Genomic DNA, 20,086 nt, shown 5'->3' with positions numbered 1-20,086 from the left:
TTAACTGTCTTGCGGTAAATAAAGCTTCTGTTGATCAATCCAGCGAATAACCGAGGCGGGCAGCAAATTATCACAGGGAAGTCCGGCATGGCGACGCGTGCGGATTTCCGTGGCGGAGATGGGCCAGAGAGCGGTTTCCGCCAGGAAAACCGAACCGGCAGGTTGCTGATGCAGTTGAGATATATTTTTTGTCCGATGGCTATCCAGCCAGCGCTGCTGTTCTGGCGTTGCCATTTCTTCCGCATAGCCAGGGCGTTTACAGACCAGCAAATGGCAATAATCGAGCAGCTCCTGCCAGCGATGCCATTTATGTAGCGTCAGCAAAGAATCCTGGCCGATAATAAAACCTAACGGCTGCTGCTTACCGCGTTCACGACGAATATCAATTAAGGTTTCAATCGTCCATGAAGGCGTCTGGCGATTAAGTTCGCGCTGGTCAATATTAAAAAGCGGATGGTCAGCTATCGCCAGTGAAATCATTTTCACCCGCTGAGCAGGGGAGGCTTCCGGCTGTGGACGATGCGGCGGCACGTTATTTGGCAGCAGCGTTACCTGCTGAAGATTAAGCTGCGCGGCCAGCGCTTCAACGGGACGAAGATGCCCAAAGTGAATGGGATCAAAGGTGCCGCCAAACAGGGCCTGTAGTGCTGGTGTTTCAGACATCGCAAAACGTCTCCGGGAAAGCCTGGCTACAGAGCAGCAGCGACAGGGTTTCCAGCTCTGCCCAGACGGTCTGGCCATAGTCTTGCTTCAGGCTAAGTTCGATGCGGGTAAGCAGACGAATTGCCTGTGCCAGCTGCCTGGCAGAAAGCCGCTGCAGCGCCTGGGTAAACAGCGGACGCCGGTTCTGCCAGACGCGCTGCTGGTCGAACAGCGTGCGTAAGGGGGTCTTGACTATTTGCCGCTGCAACGCCAGTAAAGTCAGCAGCTCTCTTTGCAGCGTACGCAGCAAGATGACCGGCTCGTTTTCTTCCGCTTTTATCTGCTGCAAAATATGCCGGGCGCGCTTGCTTTTGCCGGCCAGCAGCGCATCCACCCAGTGAAAAGGCGTAAAGTGAGCGGCATCGTTAACCGCCTGCTCCACTCTGGGCAACGTCAGCTTGCCGTCCGGCCAGAGCAGTGAAAGGCGCTCGAGCGCCTGCGACAGCGCCAGCAGGTTGCCCTCATAGCAGTAACACAGCAGCTGTACTGCCGCGTCGTCCACCACCAGCTTCATGCTTTTGGCTCGCGTTGTTACCCAACGAGGAAGCTGCGCCTGCTCCGGCGTCTGGCAAGGCACCAGCACCGCGTCGGCGGAAAGGGCTTTAAACCAGGCGCTGTTTTCCTGCGCTTTGGTCAATTTGGGCGCGCGCAGCAGCAGCAGGATATCCTGATGCAGCAGCGTAGAAAGCATAAGCAGTCGCTCTGCTATCGCCGCGTTAGGGCCGTTTTCCGGCAGCAGGAGCGTTAGCGTCTGTCGGCTGGCGAAGAGACTGAGCGCCTGACAGGTAGAAAAAACGGCGTCCCAGTCGGTGTGTTGATCGACTGCGACGTTAAAATGTTCGATAAAACCCTGTTGCTGTGCGCTGGCGCGCACGGCGTCCTGGGATTCCTGCAGCAGCAACGGCTCGTTGCCGCTCAGGATATAGCAGGCGCGCAGCCCCTCGCGGAGCTGCGCGGCAAGCTGTTCAGGATAGATCCTGATCATCTGGTGTAGGAGTTGTCAGGCAGAACAGAGCGCGGCGAAGTCTGATCGATAGCCGCTGGCGTACCGCCCAGGGTATCGATTGAACTGTCTTTCTCTGCCGCGTGCACGGTCAGCAGCTTACGTACCAGCTGTTGCGCTGCCTGAGTACGCATTTCGCTAATGATAATGTCCTGCTCGGAGTCTTTCGCCAGCGCGGCCAGCGGGTTATCGAAGAATGAACGATAAACCGTGGCGCTGAGCGGATAGATACCTTTATTTGGGATCAGTACCTGTGCGTTAACCGTCATCACCAGAGAGTACTCTGCGGTTTTACCGTCCTGGAAGATCGAAGCGGTATCACGTCCCTGCGTTTCCCCGCCCAGACGCAACGAAGGTACATCTTTGCGCAGGCCTGGCTTTTCCAGAATGGTGACGTTGTTCAAACGCAGCTGCTCGCGAACGGCACGCGCCAGCGGTCCGTTCGGATCGCCCGTGTCCACAATCATCGTTTTCATTTCTGCCGGCACTGACGTGGTGCCGCGCAGATGATAGCCGCAGCCGGCGGTGAGCAGCGTTAGCCCAACCACCAGCAGAGAGATAATTTGTCGCACTCTTCCTCCTGACATTAACCTACAACCAGGTTAAGCAGCTTGCCTTGAACGTAAATCACTTTACGGATAGTCACGCCGTCCAGATATTTAGCCACCAGATGTTCCTGCGCGGCACGCGCCTGAACCTGCTCCTGAGTCGCATCCGCCGGGACGGTGATCTTACCGCGAACTTTGCCGTTTACCTGCACAACGACCAGCAGAGAATCTTCGACCATAGCCGCATCATCAGCTTGTGGCCAGGCAGCGTTATCCACTTCACCTTCGCCGTTCAGCGCTTCCCACAGGGTAAAGCAGGCGTGCGGCGTAAACGGATAAAGCATGCGTACCACAGCCAGCAGCGCTTCGTGCATTAACGCGCGATCCTGCTCGCTTTCCTGTGGCGCACGCGCCAGCTTGTTCATCAGCTCCATAATTGCCGCAATCGCGGTATTAAAGGTCTGACGACGGCCAATATCGTCGGAAACTTTGGCAATGGTTTTGTGCAGATCGCGACGCAGCGACTTCTGTTCGTCGTTAAGGCTCTCTACGTTCAACGCGCCAGCCGGGCCTTTTGCCGTGTGTTCAAAGACCAGTTTCCACACGCGCTTCAGGAAGCGGTTAGCGCCTTCCACACCGGATTCCTGCCACTCCAGCGTCATTTCCGCCGGGGAAGCAAACATCATAAACAGACGGACGGTATCCGCGCCGTAGCGTTCAACCATAACCTGTGGGTCGATGCCGTTGTTTTTTGACTTCGACATTTTGCTCATGCCCGCGTAAACCAGCTCGTGACCCGCTGCATCAGAGGCTTTCACGATACGGCCTTTCTCGTCACGCTCGACGGTGACGTCAACCGGAGAAACCCAGTTGCGTTCGCCGTTGGCGCCCAGATAGTAGAAGGCATCTGCCAGTACCATACCCTGGCACAGCAGGCGCTTAGCCGGCTCGTTTGACGTTACCAGGCCAGCGTCACGCAGCAGCTTGTGGAAGAAGCGGAAGTAGAGCAGGTGCATAATTGCATGCTCAATGCCGCCAACATACTGATCCACCGGCAGCCAGTAGTTTGCTGCAGCGGGATCCAGCATGCCTTTATCAAAGTCCGGGCAGGTATAGCGGGCGTAGTACCAGGAAGACTCCATAAAGGTGTCAAAGGTGTCGGTTTCACGCAGCGCAGGCTGGCCGTTAACGGTGGTTTTGGCCCACTCCGGGTCGGCTTTGATCGGGCTGGTGATGCCGTCCATGACTACGTCTTCCGGCAGGATCACCGGCAGCTGGTCTTCCGGCGTTGGCATGACCGTACCATCTTCCAGCGTCACCATTGGAATTGGCGCGCCCCAGTAACGCTGACGGGAAACCCCCCAGTCGCGCAGGCGATAGTTAACTTTACGTTCGCCAACACCCTTATCGGCCAGCGCCTGGGCAATGGCGTTAAAACCGGCTTCGTGATCCAGTCCGCTAAACTCGCCAGAGTTGAACAGGGTACCTTTATCGGTCATTGCAGCGCTGCTGACGTCCGGCTCGCTGCCGTCCAGGTTCAGCACAACAGGTTTGATTTCCAGCTGATATTTTTGAGCGAATTCCCAGTCGCGCTGGTCGTGCGCCGGAACTGCCATTACCGCACCGGTGCCGTATTCCATCAGAACAAAGTTAGCCACCCAAACCGGTACCTTGTCGCCCGTCAGCGGATGGACAGCAAACAGGCCGGTGGCCATGCCTTTCTTCTCCATCGTCGCCATTTCGGCTTCGGCAACTTTGGTGTTGCGGCATTCCGCTATAAAGTCCGCCAGCGCTGGATTGTTTACCGAGGCCTGAATAGCCAGCGGATGCCCGGCCGCTACCGCCAGGTAAGTCGCGCCCATAAACGTATCCGGACGCGTAGTGTAAACGGTCAGTTTTTCTTCGCTGGCGTCGACGTCAAAGGTAATCTCCACGCCTTCCGAACGGCCAATCCAGTTACGCTGCATGGTTTTGACCTGCTCGGGCCAGCTTTCCAGCGTATCCAGATCGTTTAACAGCTCATCGGCGTAGTCGGTGATTTTGACAAACCACTGTGGGATCTCTTTACGCTCAACCTGCGTGTCGCAGCGCCAACAGCAGCCGTCGATAACCTGTTCGTTAGCCAGTACGGTCTGGTCGTGCGGGCACCAGTTAACGGCAGACGTTTTCTTATAAACCAGGCCTTTTTCATACAGTCGGGTAAAGAACCACTGCTCCCAGCGATAGTATTCCGGCTGGCAGGTAGCCAGCTCGCGGCTCCAGTCATAGCCAAACCCCAGCAGCTTAAGCTGGTTTTTCATGTAGGCGATGTTGTCGTAGGTCCACGGCGCAGGCGCGGTGTTGTTTTTTACCGCAGCGCCTTCCGCAGGCAGGCCGAAAGCATCCCAGCCAATTGGCTGCAGCACGTTTTTGCCCAGCATGCGCTGATAGCGCGAAATAACATCACCGATGGTGTAGTTACGCACGTGGCCCATATGTAGGCGGCCAGAAGGATAGGGCAGCATGGAGAGGCAGTAATACTTCTCTTTACCTTCCTCCTCGGTGACTTTAAAGGTTTGCTTCTCGTCCCAGTGTTGTTGCACACGGGATTCTATCTCTTCCGGGCGATATTGCTCTTGCATGGCAGCCAGTGGTCCTTTTTAAAGAGCGCCAGGCTCTTTTCGGGTTCGTTTAGATCCGCATAGCATAGCTGATTCGCCCCCGGCGCAACAACAGTAACCGCCCTGGCAGCGGGCATTTCTCTGCAAGCTGGAAGATGGCAGGCAAATTTTGCCGTCATCCCGCTGCAATAATGCGAACAGAGCTAAACTGAAGACAGCTTATATCGGGACCTTCAGGAGAAAAAATGAACAAGGTGGCTCAGTACTATCGTGAACTGGTTTCTTCTTTGACAGAGAGAATTAATAAAGGCGAGCATGATATTGATGCGCTGGTCGAAAGCGCCAGGCAGCGGATGAATAATCGCGGCGAGCTTACCCGTAGCCAGATAGATGATGTCACCCGGGCCGTACGACGAGATCTTGAAGAGTTCGCCCGCAGCTATACGGAAAATGAAGATGATGCTGGCGACAGCGTTTTTCTACGCGTGATCCGTCAAAGCGTCTGGAAGGAGCTGGCGGATATTACCGATAAAAGCCAGCTGGAATGGCGCGAGGTTTTCCAGGATCTTAACCATCATGGTGTTTATCAGAGTGGCGAGGTTGTCGGCCTGGGTAACCTGGTCTGCGAAAAATGCCGGTTTACCCGCGCCATCTATACGCCAGAAGCGCTGACGCGCTGTCCTGAATGCGGTAACGATCAGTTTCAGCGCGTGCCTTTCGAGCCTTAGGCGCGGCGGCAATACGGCACAGGGATAAAAGGCGCAACGCGAGCGCCCGCTACAGTAGCGGCTGCCTGGCTATAAAGGGCAGCTATCCAGCCACAGCATTTTGTGCTGGCTAAAGCTAACCCGATAAGTTTTCAGCTTTGGCACTTTTATCCAGTTAGCCGCTGCATTTAACTTTTCAAAAAGAGCGCCAGTCGTGTTTTCCATTATATAACAATCAGGAATCATCTTTTCTTTTACCAGCACGTCGGTGAATAAATAGGGGCCGGTAAAACATAATGTTGAAAAATATCGCATTTTTGTTTTGCCGTATCCCCATGCGTTATCGTTCTTCATAGTAAAATTTTCTTTAATTGTGAGTAAAAGCTCCCTGACGATTTCCGATCCGGCGGGAGCCGCAAGAATGGCGTTGCCAATTTTATCGTTAATAAAGCCTTTTTCAGGGTATCTTTCCTGATTGCCGCCGATTAACAGGCCGGAAGGCGCGGTAATGTTTATCGGCAGCCTTTTGCTTTCAATTCTAAGATCGGTTTCGTCATCGATTTCGAACCCTTCTGTTGCTATCAGTTTTACATCAGCATCAAAATAAATACCGCCTTCGATATATAAAATTACCAGCCTGGCAATATCGCTGGCGCAGGCAAAGTTGGCATAGTGTCCGTGAGACTGGCGCAGGAAAAGGGAATGCAGAAAAGTAGCGCTGTTTCTTAATAAATTATCTTTATCGCTCACGTTTTTAAGACGAGGGAAAAGAGTGTTAATATTTCTCACCTGAATGTGGCTGGAGGGGAATTCATACCGCCTTGCGGTTTTCCTGAGCATGCTTATATCATCTGTCCAGATAATGATTTGATAACTTTTGTTAACCACGCTGTTGCGAATGATATTACACAAATTCTCTAAAGATATTTCCGTTCCAATCCATATATAATGAATTTTATGGGGTATCACTATGGCTTCTCCGGCTCGGTTAAGAAAGTAACTAATCTTACACGTAGCCCGGCATGCCGTTATCAAAAGCGTCTTAACGCTGTTTGGTTTCCTCTTTTTTGAAATGGTTAAGGAGTAAGCGTGCTAATAAAGGGCAGAGCATAGCGCTGCCCTTCGAGGGATTAGTGCAGGATTTTAGCCAGAAAGTCTTTTGCGCGATCGGACTGGGGATTGTTAAAGAACTCGTCCTTCGGCGAGTCTTCCACAATTTTCCCTTCATCCATAAAGATTACCCGGTTGGCGACCTTGCGGGCGAAGCCCATTTCATGGGTTACCACCATCATCGTCATGCCTTCATTGGCCAGTTCCACCATCACGTCCAGTACTTCATTAATCATTTCCGGATCGAGTGCGGAAGTAGGTTCGTCAAACAGCATGGCGACAGGATCCATACAGAGCGCGCGTGCAATAGCTACACGCTGCTGCTGGCCACCGGAAAGCTGGCCGGGATGCTTATTAGCATGGGCCGACAGCCCTACGCGCGCCAGCAGCTTGAGTCCTTTCTCCCGGGCTTCTTTCTTATTGCGCTTCAGGACTTTGACCTGCGCCAGCGTCAAATTTTCTACGATGGTTAAATGAGGAAACAGCTCAAAGTGCTGGAAAACCATGCCAACTTTGGAACGTAGCTGCGCCAGATTGGTTTTCTTATCGTTAACGGCGGTACCGTTAACGGCAATCGTGCCTTCCTGAACGGGTTCGAGGCCATTAACCGTTTTAATCAGCGTTGATTTACCGGAGCCGGAAGGGCCGCAAACCACCACTACTTCGCCTTTTTTCACTTCCGTAGAGCAGTCGGTCAGCACCTGAAAGTGACCATACCACTTTGAAACGTTTTTCAGGGTAATCATTTATACTGTCCTTTTTTTCTTCAAATAGCTGACCAACAGCGAAGCGCTAAGGCTGATAACAAAGTAAACCGCACCGGCAAACAGCACCATTTCGATTTCGGTGCCGTTATTGATGCCGATGGTGTCGGCGGTACGGAAGAAGTCGGCAAGGCTGAGCACGTAAACCAGCGAGGTATCCTGGAATAACACGATGCCCTGAGTAAGCAGGAGCGGCACCATCGCGCGGAACGCCTGCGGCAGAATAATCAGCTGCATGGCCTGCCACTGCGTCATGCCCAGCGCCAGCGCGGCGTTACCCTGACCGCGAGCGATACTGATAATCCCCGCGCGGATGATTTCCGCATAGTAAGCCGCCTCGAACAGAGCAAACGCCACCATTGCCGAGATCAGACGGATATCGGTTTTAGGTGAAACGCCCAGAACCTGCTGTAGAAAGCTGGGGACCACCAGGTAGAACCAGAGTAGCACCATGACCAGCGGAACAGAGCGGAACAGGTTGACGTAAAGTTTGGCGAACCAGCTAATCGGTTTGAAGCTGGACAGGCGCATTACGGCCAGTAAGGTGCCCCAGATGATGCCAAAGATGACCGCAATAACGGTGATTTTCAGCGTAATAACCATACCGTTAAGCAGATAAGGCAGGTTTGGAACAATCGTGCTCCAGTCAAATTCGTACATTATTTGCCCCCCATGCCGCCAGGCAAGCGTACTTTGCGTTCAACCAGGCTCATCAACAGCATTATCACAACGTTAATGGCGATATAGGCCAGCGTAATAGCGGTAAAAGATTCATAGGCGTGAGCCGAATAGTCCAGCAGCTTGCCGGCCTGCGCCGCCATATCGACCAGCCCGATAGTTGAGGCAATAGCGGAGTTTTTCACCAGGTTCAGCATTTCTGACGTCATCGGCGGTACGATAACCCGATAGGCGTTAGGCAAAAGCACGTAGCGGTAGGTTTGCGGCAGCGTCAGGCCCATTGCCAGTCCGGCGTTCTTTTGGCCGCGCGGCAGCGACTGAATAGCGGCGCGCACCTGCTCACAGACACGAGCCGCGGTGAATAACCCCAGGCAAAGCACGGAGCAGGTGAAAAACTGAATATTGGGATCCAGTTCTGATTTAAACCAGGTACTGATGCTTTCAGGCAGCAGCTCCGGCACAACCAGATACCAGATAAAAAACTGTACGATCAACGGTACGTTACGAAACAGTTCAACATAGCAGGTGCCGATAGCCGACAGCCAGCGCTCGGGCGCGGTTCGTAAAATGCCAAACAGCGAGCCAACAAAAAAAGCGATAATCCATGCGCAAACAGAAACGGCAATCGTGACCTGAAAGCCGGACCACAGCCACCCCAGGTAGGTCGTATTGCCAAAAGGGGCCTGCTGCAGAAAGATTCCCCAGTTCCAATCAATTGACATAAGTCACTCCGGTAGAAAAAGGGTAGCAGCGCTACCCTGTCGCACCTGTTTTCGTTATTAGTTCAGCGCCTTGTCATTCGGCGTTTTGAAGGTAGCTTTCATATCTTCAGAAAGCGCAAAGTTCATGTTGAGGTTTTTAGGCGGAATAGGCTGGGTAAACCACTTATCGAACCATTTGGTCGCTTCGCCCGAGGTTTGCGCTTTGGCGATGGTTTCATCCATCAGCTGCTTGAAGCCCGTGTCGCCTTTGCGCAACATGCAGCCATAGGCCTCTTTCGACTGCGGCGTACCGACGATGACCCAGTCATCCGGCTTCTTCGCCTTGGCGCGTTCGCCGGCCAGCAGCGCGTCATCCATCATAAAGGCAACGGCACGACCGCTTTCCAGCGTGCGGAATGAATCACCATGATCTTTAGCGCTGATAATGCGCATTCCCATTTTTTGCTCGTCGTTCAGCTTATTCAGCAAAATTTCTGAAGTAGTGCCGGAAGTGACGACGACAGTTTTGCCTTTTAAGTCCGGGAAATCTTTAATCGGGCTGCCTTTTTTAACCAGCAGGCGGGTGCCGATAACAAAAATGGTGTCCGAGAACGCGGCCTGCTTCTGGCGCTCCGCGTTATTGGTCGTGGAGCCGCACTCAAAATCGTAGGTGCCGTTTTGCAGCAGCGGAATACGGTTCTGGGAGGTGATGGGCAGCATTTTCACCTGTAAATCCGGCTTGTTCAGCTTAGCTTTAATTGCCGCCACAATGGCGTTGGAATAGTCCTGTGAATAGCCCACAACTTTTTGCGAGTTATCGTAGTAGGAAAACGGCACGGAAGATTCCCGGTGTCCAACAACAATAACGCCGTTTTTAGCGATTTTATCCAGGGTTGTTTGCGGTGCGTCGTCTGCATAAGCGATAGCGGAGGACAGGCCAGCCAGTAAAAGACACAGCCCGGTTTTCCGAAATTTCATCTCCAACTCCTTCGTGGTAAAGCGCCATTACGGTGCGCTGTTTGTGATGGTGTGTTTGTCTTTGGCTTATTCTTTTAATACAGCGCAATTGCGCGCTGAACAGCCTTAACATAGCTGAATGTTAATGGTGTGAAACATTAAGATTTCAATTTTGCGAGGCCCGCCGCACCAAAAAGAGGCGTTATATTGCGCAATGCTTCACAACGGCGCAAAAGGCAGATTTTTATGGTGCATTTTCGGTTAATGACTGGCCCACATAAACAATTCAGCCCGTACGGGAAAGTATTTTGCAATCGTCATGCCAGGTTCTGAGGCAGAGCTTTGTACTAAGTAGCTTTTAAGAGGGGAGGGGTCCATTGGCGGATAAAAAAAGCGCCGATAACGGCGCCTGAAGAGAAGAAAATGTTTTACGGGAATCGACGCCTGCGGCTACCGAGCACGGCGGCCGCGCCGAAAATCAGCGTAGCAATCCACACGCTCCAGTTACCGAAGCGGGCATAAGGCGTCAGGCCACGGGTTGGCGTAACGTCCGCAGCCAGTACGCCAGGCGCAAACTGGGGGATCATCTCTTCCGCGTCGCCGTCAGCATTGATCACTGCCGTCACGCCGTTATTGGTATCGCGCAGCAGCGGACGTCCCAGTTCAAGCGCTCGCATCCGCGCCATCTGAAAATGCTGCCACGGGCCGATTGAGTGGCCAAACCAGGCATCGTTAGAAATCGTCAGCAGGAAATCCGTATCCGGGCGGAAGTTATCCCGCACCTGTTGTCCCAGCACGATTTCATAGCAGATAGCGGCCGTCAGTTTATAGCCGTTTACCTCCAGCTGAGGCTGTAAATAGGCCCCGCGGCTAAAGGAAGACATAGGCAAATCGAAAAACGGCGCCAGCGGGCGCAGAAGGGTTTCCAGCGGCACGAACTCGCCAAAAGGTACCAGATGGTTTTTCTGATAGCGATTACCGCTTTCGTAGCTGTAGGGCTTTTTATCGCCCAATACCACGATGGAGTTGTAGTCGTGATAGCGATTGTTTTCCAGCCGCGAGTCGACGATACCGGTGATCAGGCCGCTGTTCTGCGAGCGTAGTTCACGATCAATAGTTTGCAAAAAAGGCTGCTGGTTTGATTCCAGATCGGGAATAGCCGATTCGGGCCAGATAATCAGCGGCGCTTTGCCGACATAGGGACGGGTCAGGCCAGTGTAGGTTTTCAGCGTGTTAAGCAGCTGGTTGGCATCCCACTTCAGCGACTGGGGAATATTGCCCTGTACCAGCGCGACGTTAACCGTGCGTTCCGGCTGTAGCTGATACCAGCTGAGCATGCGCAGCGGCCACGGAAGCAGCAGCAACGCCAGCGCGCCCACTGCCGCAATCCACTGACGTCTGGCCGCGCTATAAACGATCAGGCCGGCAACAATTGTCAGCACAAAGGTAATGCCTTCCACGCCGACCAGCGGCCCCAGTCCTTTTAACGGGCCGTCAATCTGGCTGTAGCCAAACTGCAGCCAGGGAAAGCCGGTGAGGATCCAGCCGCGCAAAAACTCGGTGATTTGCCACAGCACGGGCGCGGCGAGCGTCAGCCGTAGCAGCGAGGTTTTGGGAAACAGACGGTTCAACAGTGCGGCAAACAGCATGGTATAAAGCGACAAATAAGCCGCCAGCAGGATCACCAAAAAGACGTTTACCGGGCCAGGCATGCCGCCAAAAGTGGCAATACTGACGTAAACCCAGTTGATGCCGCTGCCAAACAGGCCAAAGCCCCAGACGAAACCGATAGCGGTCGCCTGACGGGTGGTGCGGTTAAGCGTTAATGCCAGCAGTCCACAAAGCGCAATCAGCGCGGCGGGCCAGAAATCGTAAGGCGAAAACGCCAGGGTGCCAGAGGCACCCGTCAACAGCGCTAAAAGCAGGCGAACCCGCTGGCGCTGGTATAAAGAGGCAATAGCCATAGAGAGGTTATTCTTCCAGTATCGGTTGCGGCGAGTTTTCCGGAATTCTGACGTGAACCTGAATAATACGACGGCTGTCGGCCATGGCGATCTTAAACTGATAGCCTTCGATCTCAACGCTTTCACCGCGTGCCGGTAAATGGCCAAACGCCTGCATTACCAGCCCGCCAATCGTATCCACTTCTTCATCGCTAAACTGCGTTTCGAAAATTTCATTAAAGTCTTCGATTGGCGTCAGGGCGCGCAGCGTATAGGTATGACGGCTCAGCTGACGGATATCGCGATCTTCTTCGTCGTCATATTCGTCTTCGATTTCGCCGACAATCAGCTCCAGAATATCTTCGATAGTCACCAGACCGGAAACACCGCCAAACTCATCAATTACAATCGCCATGTGGTAGCGCTGCGAACGAAACTCTTTCAGCATGCGGTCGACACGCTTGCTTTCCGGAACCACGACGGCCGGACGCAACACTTTTTCAATGCTGAACGGGGCTGATTCGCTGCTCATAAACGGCAGCAAATCTTTTGCCATCAGAATGCCTTCAACGTGGTCCTTATCTTCGCTAATAACCGGAAAGCGAGAGTGGGCGGATTCAATGATCGTGTCCAGGCACTCGTCGAGCGACTGGTTACGCTTTAGCGTCACCATCTGTGAGCGCGGGATCATAATGTCGCGCACGCGCTGTTCCGCGATGTCCATGACCCCTTCGAGCATGTCGCGGGTATCCTGGTCGATCAGCTCGTTCTGCTCGGAATCACGGATCAGTTCCAGCAGGTCGTCACGGTTTTTGGGCTCACCATGAAACAGCTGGTTGAGGATAAGGGTGAAAAATCCCTTTTTACTACTGGGACTGTCGTTGTTCTGTGAATGGTCATCGCTCATGGCGTTTTTGTTTCTGTCACTCTTATTGAGATTAAGGGTGTCCCTTCCGGAAAGCGGGAAGGGACGCGGTTTACAAATCTTTCTCCGAAATGTACGGGTCGTCATAACCAAGAGCAAGCATTATCTCGGTCTCAATCGATTCCATCTCTTCGGCTTCGTCGTCTTCAATATGGTCATAGCCCAGCAAATGCAGACTGCCGTGCACCACCATGTGCGCCCAGTGTGCCAGCAGCGGCTTCTCCTGCTCCGCCGCTTCCTGTTCCACGACCTGGCGGCAAATAATCAAATCGCCCAGCAGCGGCAGCTCAATACCCGGCGGCGCTTCAAACGGAAACGACAGCACGTTAGTGGGCTTATCTTTGCTGCGGTAGGTGTGATTCAATTCACGGCTCTCGGCCTCATCGACCAGGCGAACCGTCACTTCACTCTCTTCCTGAAACTGCGGCAGCACCGCTTCCAGCCAGCGCTGAAAATCAGATTCTGCCGGTAATCCTGCCGGCTGTTCACATGCCAGCTGTAAATCCAGTATTACGGTACTCATTTAGGCTCCTGCGCGGCCTGCTGCATTGCCAGCGCCTCGCGTTTACGTTCTTCCGCCAGCGCATCGCGGCGTTTTTGGTCGGCTGCTTCCCATGCCTCATAGGCAATCACCACGCGGGCAACGACCGGATGACGCACCACGTCTTCACTGTGGAAGAAGTTAAAGCTGATCTCTTCCACTTCTGACAGCACTTCGATAGCGTGGCGCAGACCCGACTTCAGGTTGCGCGGCAGGTCAATCTGCGTCACGTCGCCGGTGATGACCGCTTTAGAGTTAAAGCCGATGCGGGTCAGGAACATTTTCATCTGTTCAATGGTGGTGTTCTGGCTTTCATCCAGGATGATAAACGCGTCGTTCAGCGTTCGGCCACGCATATAGGCCAGCGGCGCAACTTCAATAACGTTACGTTCGATAAGCTTTTCAACGCGTTCAAAACCCAGCATCTCAAACAGCGCGTCGTAAAGCGGACGGAGATAGGGGTCAACCTTCTGGCTGAGGTCGCCTGGCAGAAAGCCCAGCTTCTCGCCAGCCTCTACGGCCGGACGCGTCAGCAGGATACGACGGACTTCCTGACGCTCCAGCGCATCCACCGCTGCCGCCACCGCCAGATAGGTTTTCCCTGTCCCGGCAGGCCCAACGCCAAAGGTGATGTCGTGATCGAGCATGTTGGCGACGTACTGCGCCTGGTTTGGCGTACGCGGTTTGATTACGCCGCGTTTGGTCTTGATATTTACCGCTTTGCCATATTCCGGCACGCTGTCGGCTGACTGTTCCAGCACCCGGCTCTCTTTAATGGCCAGATGAATTTGCTCGGGATCGATATCCGGGATATGTCCACGCACGGGAGCCGTATCAACATACAGGTCGCGCAGAATGCGCGCGGCGGCATCCACGGTCAATGACTTGCCGACCAGCTTAAAGGCGTTATCGCGACGGTTGATCTCAATGCCTAACCGACGTTCCAGCTGCTTGATATTATCGTCAAACGGGCCGCACAGGCTCAGCAGACGGTGATTATCAGCAGGTTCTAAGGTTATTTCGCGTGTCTCAATATTCAAACTAATCCTTTGGGTCGCTCAGGGCCAGGTTGAGGATGGCGTTGTATCAGCTTGCCACGCGCTAAGAGCGTGACCGTAAGGGAATTATTTATGGCAGCGCAACAATGCGCAAGCACAGGAAGGGATATTTGGGCACTGCCTGCAGAAAGCAAGACGCGTTTTCACTATTAAAGCGGCGAACCTGTGAGGCTCGCCGCAGAAGCCAGATAACATCAAGGCTGGAACAGACCCACACCCAGCTCGTTCTCTTTCCGCGTGCGCGCAATAACGGAAGCGGGCGTTTCACTGGTGCGCAGGCCCATCTGCTCTTCGGTACGGATGACTTTGCCGCGCAGAGAGTTGGTATAGACATCGACGATTTCCACATCGACAAATTTACCAATCATCTCCGGCGTGCCTTCGAAGTTAACCACACGGTTGTTTTCAGTGCGGCCTGAAAGCTCCATCACGTTTTTACGCGAGGTACCTTCCACCAGAATACGCTGCACGGTGCCTACCATGCGGCGGCTCCACGCCATCGCCTGCTGGTTAATGCGATCCTGAAGGATCCACAGGCGCTGCTTTTTCTCTTCTTCCGGTACGTCGTCCGGCAAGTCGGCGGCTGGCGTGCCCGGGCGTGCAGAATAGATAAAGCTATAGCTGGTGTCGAAATTGACCTCGCCAATCAGCTTCATGGTTTGCTCAAAATCCTGCTGGGTTTCGCCCGGGAAGCCGATAATAAAGTCCGAGCTTATCTGGATATCCGGACGGGCCGCGCGCAGTTTGCGAATAATCGCTTTATATTCCAGGGCGGTATGTGCGCGTTTCATCAGCGTCAGAATACGGTCGGCACCGCTCTGTACCGGCAGATGCAGGAAGCTGACCAGCTCCGGCGTATCGCGATAGACTTCAATGATATCGTCAGTAAACTCGATCGGATGGCTGGTGGTAAAGCGAATGCGGTCAATGCCGTCGATGGCGGCAACCAGGCGCAGCAGGTCAGCAAAGGTGCACAGCTCGCCGTCAAAGGTTTCGCCGCGATAGGCGTTAACGTTCTGGCCCAGCAGATTAACTTCACGTACGCCTTGCGCCGCCAGCTGAGCGATTTCAAACAGAATGTCGTCGCAAGGGCGGCTGACTTCTTCTCCACGGGTATAAGGCACCACGCAGAACGTACAGTACTTATTACAGCCTTCCATAATCGAAACGAAGGCCGACGGGCCATCTGCTTTCGGTTCTGGCAGGCGGTCAAATTTTTCGATTTCCGGGAAGCTGATGTCGACAATCGGGCTTTTAGAACCGCGCACGGTATTGATCATTTCCGGCAGGCGGTGCAGCGTCTGCGGGCCAAAAACGATATCGACAAAATTCGCGCGCTGGCGAATATGATCGCCTTCCTGCGACGCTACACAGCCGCCTACGCCGATGACTACATCGGGATTGCGATCTTTCAGCGTTTTCCAACGTCCAAGCTGATGGAAAACTTTTTCCTGGGCCTTTTCACGGATGGAGCAGGTGTTGAGCAGCAGCACGTCGGCTTCTTCCGCTACTTCCGTCAGAGAATAGCCGTGAGTGCTGTTTAACAGGTCGGCCATTTTGGATGAGTCGTACTCATTCATCTGACAGCCCCAGGTTTTGATATACAGTTTTTTCGTCATCTGGTTGCCATTTGTCATGCAGGAGGTAATGCAGGAGGCGTATTGTAAAGCTTTGCCGCTGTGGTGACCAGCGCCCTGCCGTTTTCTCAACAGCTGCTAAAAATCCGGTACACTAAGGTTAACAGAATTAGCTCGTCAGACGTCCACTGGACAGGAAAATATGATGACAGAAATAATGCAAAAATGGGATGTCGCTATTGTCGGTGGCGGAATGGTGGGCGCGGCGCTGGCAAGCGGACTGGCGACGCAGGGATTTAAGGTAACGGTGCTGGAAAAACAGATCCCGGCCGAATTCAACGATCGGAGCGAGCCGGATATCAGAATTTCTGCCCTGGGCGCTTCTTCGGTTGACCTGTTGAAGCAGCTGGAGGTCTGGCCGGGCATCCAGGCTATGCGCTGCACGCCGTACCGCAAGCTGGAAACCTGGGAGTGGCAAACGGCGAACGTCAGCTTCGATGCGGCGTCACTTGGTTTGCCCGAGCTGGGTTATATGGTCGAAAACAGCATCCTGCAAAGAGCGCTCTGGGAGCGGCTACAGCAGCAGGAGGTATCGCTGACGGCACCGGCAAAGCTAAAAACGCTACATTCCTGTAACGGCGGCTGGCAGTTAACGCTGGAAAACGGCGATAAGCTGAACACCAGGCTGGTGATAGGGGCCGACGGCGCGAATTCTCAGGTACGGCAGCTGGCGGGCATAGGAATACGTGGCTGGAACTATGCTCAATCCTGCATGTTAATCAGCGTGCGCTGCGAGCACGATGCGGGAGACTGCACCTGGCAGCATTTTACGCCAGCAGGGCCAAGAGCATTTCTGCCGCTGTCTGACGGCTGGGCTTCTCTGGTGTGGTACGACAGCCCGGCACGCATTCGTCAGCTACAGGCGATGAATATGGCGCAGCTCTCTGCCGAGATAAAAACGCATTTTCCGGCGCGATTAGGCAAAGTAACGCCGGTTGCTGCAGGATCTTTCCCGCTGGTTCGCCGCCATGCTACCCGCTACGTTTTGCCAGGCCTGGCGCTGGTAGGTGATGCAGCCCATACCATTAACCCACTGGCGGGGCAGGGCGTTAATCTCGGCTATCGCGACGTGGATGCATTAATCGATATCCTTAGCGCCTCACGGGAGCGGGCAGAAGATTGGGCTGCAGAAAGAGTTTTGCTGCGTTATCAGCGTTCCCGGCAGAAAGATAATTTGCTGATGCAGAGCGGTATGGATCTTTTCTATTTTGCTTTCAGTACCCAGGCCGCGCCTTTACGCGTTTTACGCAATATAGGGTTGATGGCCGCTGAACGTTCTGGCGTGTTAAAACGTCAGGCGCTGCGTTACGCGTTGGGATTATAGGCAGTGGCGTGACATTTACAGTTGTAAGCTGTCCTGGCGTCTCCGTGCGCCAGCATGGCACTTAACGGAATAGCTTCTCTTTTAGCAAGCGCACCGCCATAAGAAGTTGCGTTTCACCAGGCGACAGACGTAAAAAAGCCCGCTTGCGCGGGCTTCTTTACTTATTGGCTGGGGTGCAGGGATTCGAACCCCGGAATGCTGGTATCAGAAACCAGTGCCTTACCGCTTGGCGACACCCCAATAAAATTGGTGGCTACTACGGGAATCGAACCTGTGACCCCAGCATTATGAGTGCTGTGCTCTAACCAGCTGAGCTAAGTAGCCTAATTTTACTGCGTTACAACTATACAACATTCTGACTGGCTGGGATACCTGGATTCGAACCAGGGAATGCCGGTATCAAAAACCGGTGCCTTACCGCTTGGCGATATCCCAATGTCCGTAAACAAGTCACTAACCATCAGAAAAACTGGCTGGGGTACCTGGATTCGAACCAGGGAATGCCGGTATCAAAAACCGGTGCCTTACCGCTTGGCGATACCCCATCCGTGCATTGCGATGAAAATGGTGCGGGAGGCGAGACTTGAACTCGCACACCTTGCGGCGCCAGAACCTAAATCTGGTGCGTCTACCAATTTCGCCACTCCCGCAAAAAAAAGATGGTGGCTACTACGGGAATCGAACCTGTGACCCCAGCATTATGAGTGCTGTGCTCTAACCAGCTGAGCTAAGTAGCCATCTTTTTTCACGTCACCTTCATCGGCGTTGCGGGGCGCATTATGCTAAGTTGACCTGAAAGCGTCAACAAGTTTTTTCCCGTTTTTTTGCTGAAATGATTCGTTTGTCTGGCTTATAACCAGTATGGCGACTAAATCAGCAAAACTTGCCCTTTTAACGCGTTTTTTTAAACAACAACGGGCCGCTGGCGACCCGTTTTGTGAATAAAAGCCGTAAGTTATTTATAAGCGGACTGGTGGACGCCAACGGCGCGACCGGAAGGATCGTCCATTGTTTTAAACGCCTCATCCCACTCGATAGCCTTGGCAGAAGAGCAGGCAACGGATGGACCACCCGGCACGCATTCTGCTGCGCTTGGCACAGGGAACAGCTCTTCAAAGATTTCCCGGTACAGATAACCTTCTTTAGAAGAAGGCGTGTTGTATGGGAAACGGAAATGCGCCGTTTGCAGCTGCTGATCGCTAACCTGCTTCGCCGCGACTTCTTTCAGCGTATCGATCCAGCTGTAGCCTACGCCGTCAGAGAACTGCTCTTTCTGGCGCCAGGCCACGCTTTCCGGTAAATAAGAGGAGAAGCATTCACGCAGGATATGCTTTTCCATCTTGCCGTTAGCGCCGCACATTTTGTCCGCCGGGTTAATACGCATCGCCACATCGAGGAATTTTTTATCCAGGAAGGGCACGCGGGCTTCAACGCCCCAGGCAGACATCGCTTTGTTAGCGCGCGCGCAGTCAAACATATGTAAAGCCAGCAGCTTACGTACGTTCTCTTCGTGGAATTCTTTAGCGTTCGGCGCCTTGTGGAAATAGAGATAGCCGCCAAAGACTTCATCCGCGCCTTCTCCGGACAGCACCATCTTAATACCCATCGCTTTGATCTTACGCGACATTAAATACATCGGCGTAGAAGCACGGATCGTGGTCACGTCGTAGGTTTCAATGTGGTAAATCACATCGCGAATCGCATCCAGACCTTCCTGCACGGTAAAGTGGATTTCATGGTGTACCGTACCCAGATGGTCAGCCACGGATTTCGCTGCTTTCAGATCGGGGGAACCTTCCAGGCCTACCGCGAAAGAGTGCAGCTGTGGCCACCATGCTTCGCTCTTATCCTGATCTTCTATACGCTTAGCCGCGAATTTTTTGGTCACGGCAGAAATAATAGAGGAGTCCAGTCCGCCAGACAGCAGCACGCCGTACGGCACGTCCGACATCAGATGGCTTTTAACAGCCTCTTCCAGCGCGTCTTTCAGCGCGGCGGCGTCGGTTTTGTTATCTTCAACCGCTTCATAGCTGAACCAGTCACGCTGCCAGTAACGGCGAATTTCGCCATCGGTGCTGGAAAGATAGCTTCCCGGCGGGAATTCTTTAATTGATTTGCACACCGGCACCAGCGCTTTCATTTCTGAAGCAACAAACAGGTTGCCATGTTCATCGTTGCCCATATACAGGGGAATGATGCCGATATGGTCGCGGCCAACCAGATAAGTGTTTTTTACGCTGTCATACAGAATAAAGGCGAACATACCCTGCAGGTCGTCCAGAAAATCTACGCCCTTTTCCTGATAAAGCGCCAGAATAACTTCACAATCGGATTCGGTCTGGAACTCGTAGCGGCCGCTCAACTCTGCACGCAGCGCCTGATGGTTATAAATTTCACCGTTTACCGCCAGCACGTGGGTATGGGCTGCGTTATAGAGAGGCTGTGCGCCGTTGTTAACGTCGACAATTGACAGACGTTCGTGGGCCAGAATTGCGTTATCGCCCGCGTAAACACCTGACCAGTCCGGGCCACGGTGACGCATTAAACGAGAAAGCTCTAACGCTTTCTTACGCAGTTCAACAGGATCGCTTTTAAGATCCAACACGCCAAAAATAGAACACATAGCTAACTCCCTAATGGCATACCGCAACGGTAGTAATGATGAAAACAGAAACCGAGTGGCGAATTGTTCGCCCGATAGATAAGAAAATGCGCCAGATTGCGTGACCATGCAACTCTTTTAGCGTTTCGCTGCTAAATTACCTGTTTCATAGCCTTAAATATTGATGATTATTTATTTTTAACGCCTTTTTATTGATGAATCTTCAATGAAGGCTGAATTACGGCTAAATTTTATACAGGGCCAAAAGATTAAAAAGCCCGACGCG

The 20,086-nt window shown here is 53.2% G+C and carries 17 protein-coding genes and 6 tRNA genes; 2 read left to right on the top strand and 21 right to left on the bottom strand.

All coding sequences use genetic code 11. The features are described 5' to 3' along the window. The 4 genes from nadD to leuS are packed head-to-tail and all read right to left on the bottom strand — an operon-like array spanning window position 1 to window position 4,874. Window positions 1-663 carry a nicotinate-nucleotide adenylyltransferase gene (gene nadD, locus ACMGGR_RS15150; RefSeq protein WP_246761472.1) on the bottom strand — a complete coding sequence of 221 codons (663 nt, stop codon included), beginning with the start codon at window positions 661-663 and terminating at the stop codon, window positions 1-3. After that, window positions 656-1,687 carry a DNA polymerase III subunit delta gene (gene holA / locus ACMGGR_RS15145; RefSeq protein ID WP_414147244.1) on the bottom strand — a complete coding sequence of 344 codons (1,032 nt, stop codon included), beginning with the start codon at window positions 1,685-1,687 and terminating at the stop codon, window positions 656-658. Before holA ends, nadD begins: the two co-directional genes overlap by 8 nt. After that, window positions 1,684-2,277 carry an LPS assembly lipoprotein LptE gene (gene lptE / locus ACMGGR_RS15140; protein ID WP_246761474.1) on the bottom strand — a complete coding sequence of 198 codons (594 nt, stop codon included), beginning with the start codon at window positions 2,275-2,277 and terminating at the stop codon, window positions 1,684-1,686. The genes holA and lptE overlap by 4 nt, the downstream gene beginning before the upstream one ends. Before the next feature lie 14 nt (window positions 2,278-2,291). After that, window positions 2,292-4,874 (bottom strand): leucine--tRNA ligase, encoded by a 2,583-nt coding sequence (leuS, locus tag ACMGGR_RS15135; RefSeq protein ID WP_414147243.1) that lies wholly within the window; start codon window positions 4,872-4,874, stop codon window positions 2,292-2,294. 224 nt (window positions 4,875-5,098) lie between these two features. Here leuS and ACMGGR_RS15130 point away from each other — a divergent pair, with 224 nt between their 5' ends. Further along, complete coding sequence (locus ACMGGR_RS15130; protein ID WP_246761476.1) at window positions 5,099-5,581, top strand: zinc ribbon-containing protein; 483 nt, start codon at window positions 5,099-5,101, stop codon at window positions 5,579-5,581. A 69-nt stretch (window positions 5,582-5,650) separates the two neighbouring features. Here ACMGGR_RS15130 and ACMGGR_RS15125 read toward each other — a convergent pair whose 3' ends face one another. From ACMGGR_RS15125 to miaB, 10 genes are all read right to left on the bottom strand, one after another. Continuing rightward, a complete protein-coding gene (locus tag ACMGGR_RS15125) occupies window positions 5,651-6,529 on the bottom strand; it encodes a glycosyltransferase (RefSeq protein ID WP_414147242.1) in 879 nt (292 codons plus the stop codon). Window positions 6,530-6,690: 161 nt separating this feature from the next. Beyond that, a complete protein-coding gene (locus ACMGGR_RS15120) occupies window positions 6,691-7,416 on the bottom strand; it encodes an amino acid ABC transporter ATP-binding protein (RefSeq protein WP_414147241.1) in 726 nt (241 codons plus the stop codon). Then, window positions 7,417-8,094, bottom strand: coding sequence for a glutamate/aspartate ABC transporter permease GltK (gene gltK, locus ACMGGR_RS15115; protein ID WP_246761479.1), 678 nt, complete (start codon window positions 8,092-8,094; stop codon window positions 7,417-7,419). Then, window positions 8,094-8,834, bottom strand: coding sequence for an amino acid ABC transporter permease (locus ACMGGR_RS15110; RefSeq protein ID WP_246761480.1), 741 nt, complete (start codon window positions 8,832-8,834; stop codon window positions 8,094-8,096). Before ACMGGR_RS15110 ends, gltK begins: the two co-directional genes overlap by 1 nt. A gap of 57 nt (window positions 8,835-8,891) precedes the next feature. Beyond that, the gene (locus tag ACMGGR_RS15105) at window positions 8,892-9,791 is read right to left on the bottom strand and encodes an amino acid ABC transporter substrate-binding protein (RefSeq protein ID WP_414147240.1); all 900 of its coding nucleotides are present in this window, start codon (window positions 9,789-9,791) and stop codon (window positions 8,892-8,894) included. 407 nt (window positions 9,792-10,198) lie between these two features. Continuing rightward, a complete protein-coding gene (lnt, locus tag ACMGGR_RS15100; RefSeq protein WP_246761482.1) occupies window positions 10,199-11,734 on the bottom strand; it encodes an apolipoprotein N-acyltransferase in 1,536 nt (511 codons plus the stop codon). Window positions 11,735-11,741: 7 nt separating this feature from the next. Next, window positions 11,742-12,620: a CNNM family magnesium/cobalt transport protein CorC gene (gene corC / locus ACMGGR_RS15095; RefSeq protein WP_246761483.1), complete on the bottom strand. Its 879-nt coding sequence runs from the start codon at window positions 12,618-12,620 to the stop codon at window positions 11,742-11,744. 70 nt (window positions 12,621-12,690) lie between these two features. Beyond that, entirely contained in the window at window positions 12,691-13,161 is a 471-nt protein-coding gene (gene ybeY, locus ACMGGR_RS15090) for an rRNA maturation RNase YbeY (protein WP_414147239.1), read from the bottom strand. Continuing rightward, the gene (locus tag ACMGGR_RS15085; RefSeq protein WP_246761485.1) at window positions 13,158-14,219 is read right to left on the bottom strand and encodes a PhoH family protein; all 1,062 of its coding nucleotides are present in this window, start codon (window positions 14,217-14,219) and stop codon (window positions 13,158-13,160) included. The genes ybeY and ACMGGR_RS15085 overlap by 4 nt, the downstream gene beginning before the upstream one ends. 212 nt (window positions 14,220-14,431) lie before the next feature. Further along, on the bottom strand, window positions 14,432-15,856 hold the full coding sequence (gene miaB, locus ACMGGR_RS15080) for a tRNA (N6-isopentenyl adenosine(37)-C2)-methylthiotransferase MiaB (protein WP_246761486.1): 1,425 nt from the start codon (window positions 15,854-15,856) through the stop codon (window positions 14,432-14,434). A 163-nt stretch (window positions 15,857-16,019) separates the two neighbouring features. On the opposite strand from miaB, the gene ubiF reads away from it, so the two are divergent. Then, a complete protein-coding gene (gene ubiF, locus ACMGGR_RS15075; RefSeq protein ID WP_414148976.1) occupies window positions 16,020-17,198 on the top strand; it encodes a 3-demethoxyubiquinol 3-hydroxylase in 1,179 nt (392 codons plus the stop codon). Window positions 17,199-17,363: 165 nt separating this feature from the next. On the opposite strand, the gene ACMGGR_RS15070 is transcribed toward ubiF, so the two are convergent. The 7 genes from ACMGGR_RS15070 to asnB form a co-directional block, all read right to left on the bottom strand. After that, window positions 17,364-17,438 (bottom strand) — tRNA-Gln (locus ACMGGR_RS15070). Between the two features lie 7 nt (window positions 17,439-17,445). Continuing rightward, window positions 17,446-17,522: transfer RNA gene (locus tag ACMGGR_RS15065), tRNA-Met, on the bottom strand. Window positions 17,523-17,558: 36 nt separating this feature from the next. Further along, window positions 17,559-17,633: transfer RNA gene (locus tag ACMGGR_RS15060), tRNA-Gln, on the bottom strand. A gap of 35 nt (window positions 17,634-17,668) precedes the next feature. Then, window positions 17,669-17,743 (bottom strand) — tRNA-Gln (locus ACMGGR_RS15055). A 20-nt stretch (window positions 17,744-17,763) separates the two neighbouring features. After that, window positions 17,764-17,848 (bottom strand) — tRNA-Leu (locus ACMGGR_RS15050). A gap of 10 nt (window positions 17,849-17,858) precedes the next feature. Next, window positions 17,859-17,935: transfer RNA gene (locus ACMGGR_RS15045), tRNA-Met, on the bottom strand. Between the two features lie 218 nt (window positions 17,936-18,153). Next, window positions 18,154-19,821, bottom strand: a complete 1,668-nt coding sequence (gene asnB, locus ACMGGR_RS15040) for an asparagine synthase B (protein ID WP_246761488.1) — start codon at window positions 19,819-19,821, stop codon at window positions 18,154-18,156. Window positions 19,822-20,086 lie beyond the last annotated feature (265 nt).

This window comes from Erwinia sp. BNK-24-b (assembly GCF_047456155.1).
GTDB classification, from domain to species: Bacteria; Pseudomonadota; Gammaproteobacteria; order Enterobacterales; family Enterobacteriaceae; genus Erwinia; species Erwinia phyllosphaerae.
This window is presented reverse-complemented; position numbering and strand designations above follow the sequence as displayed.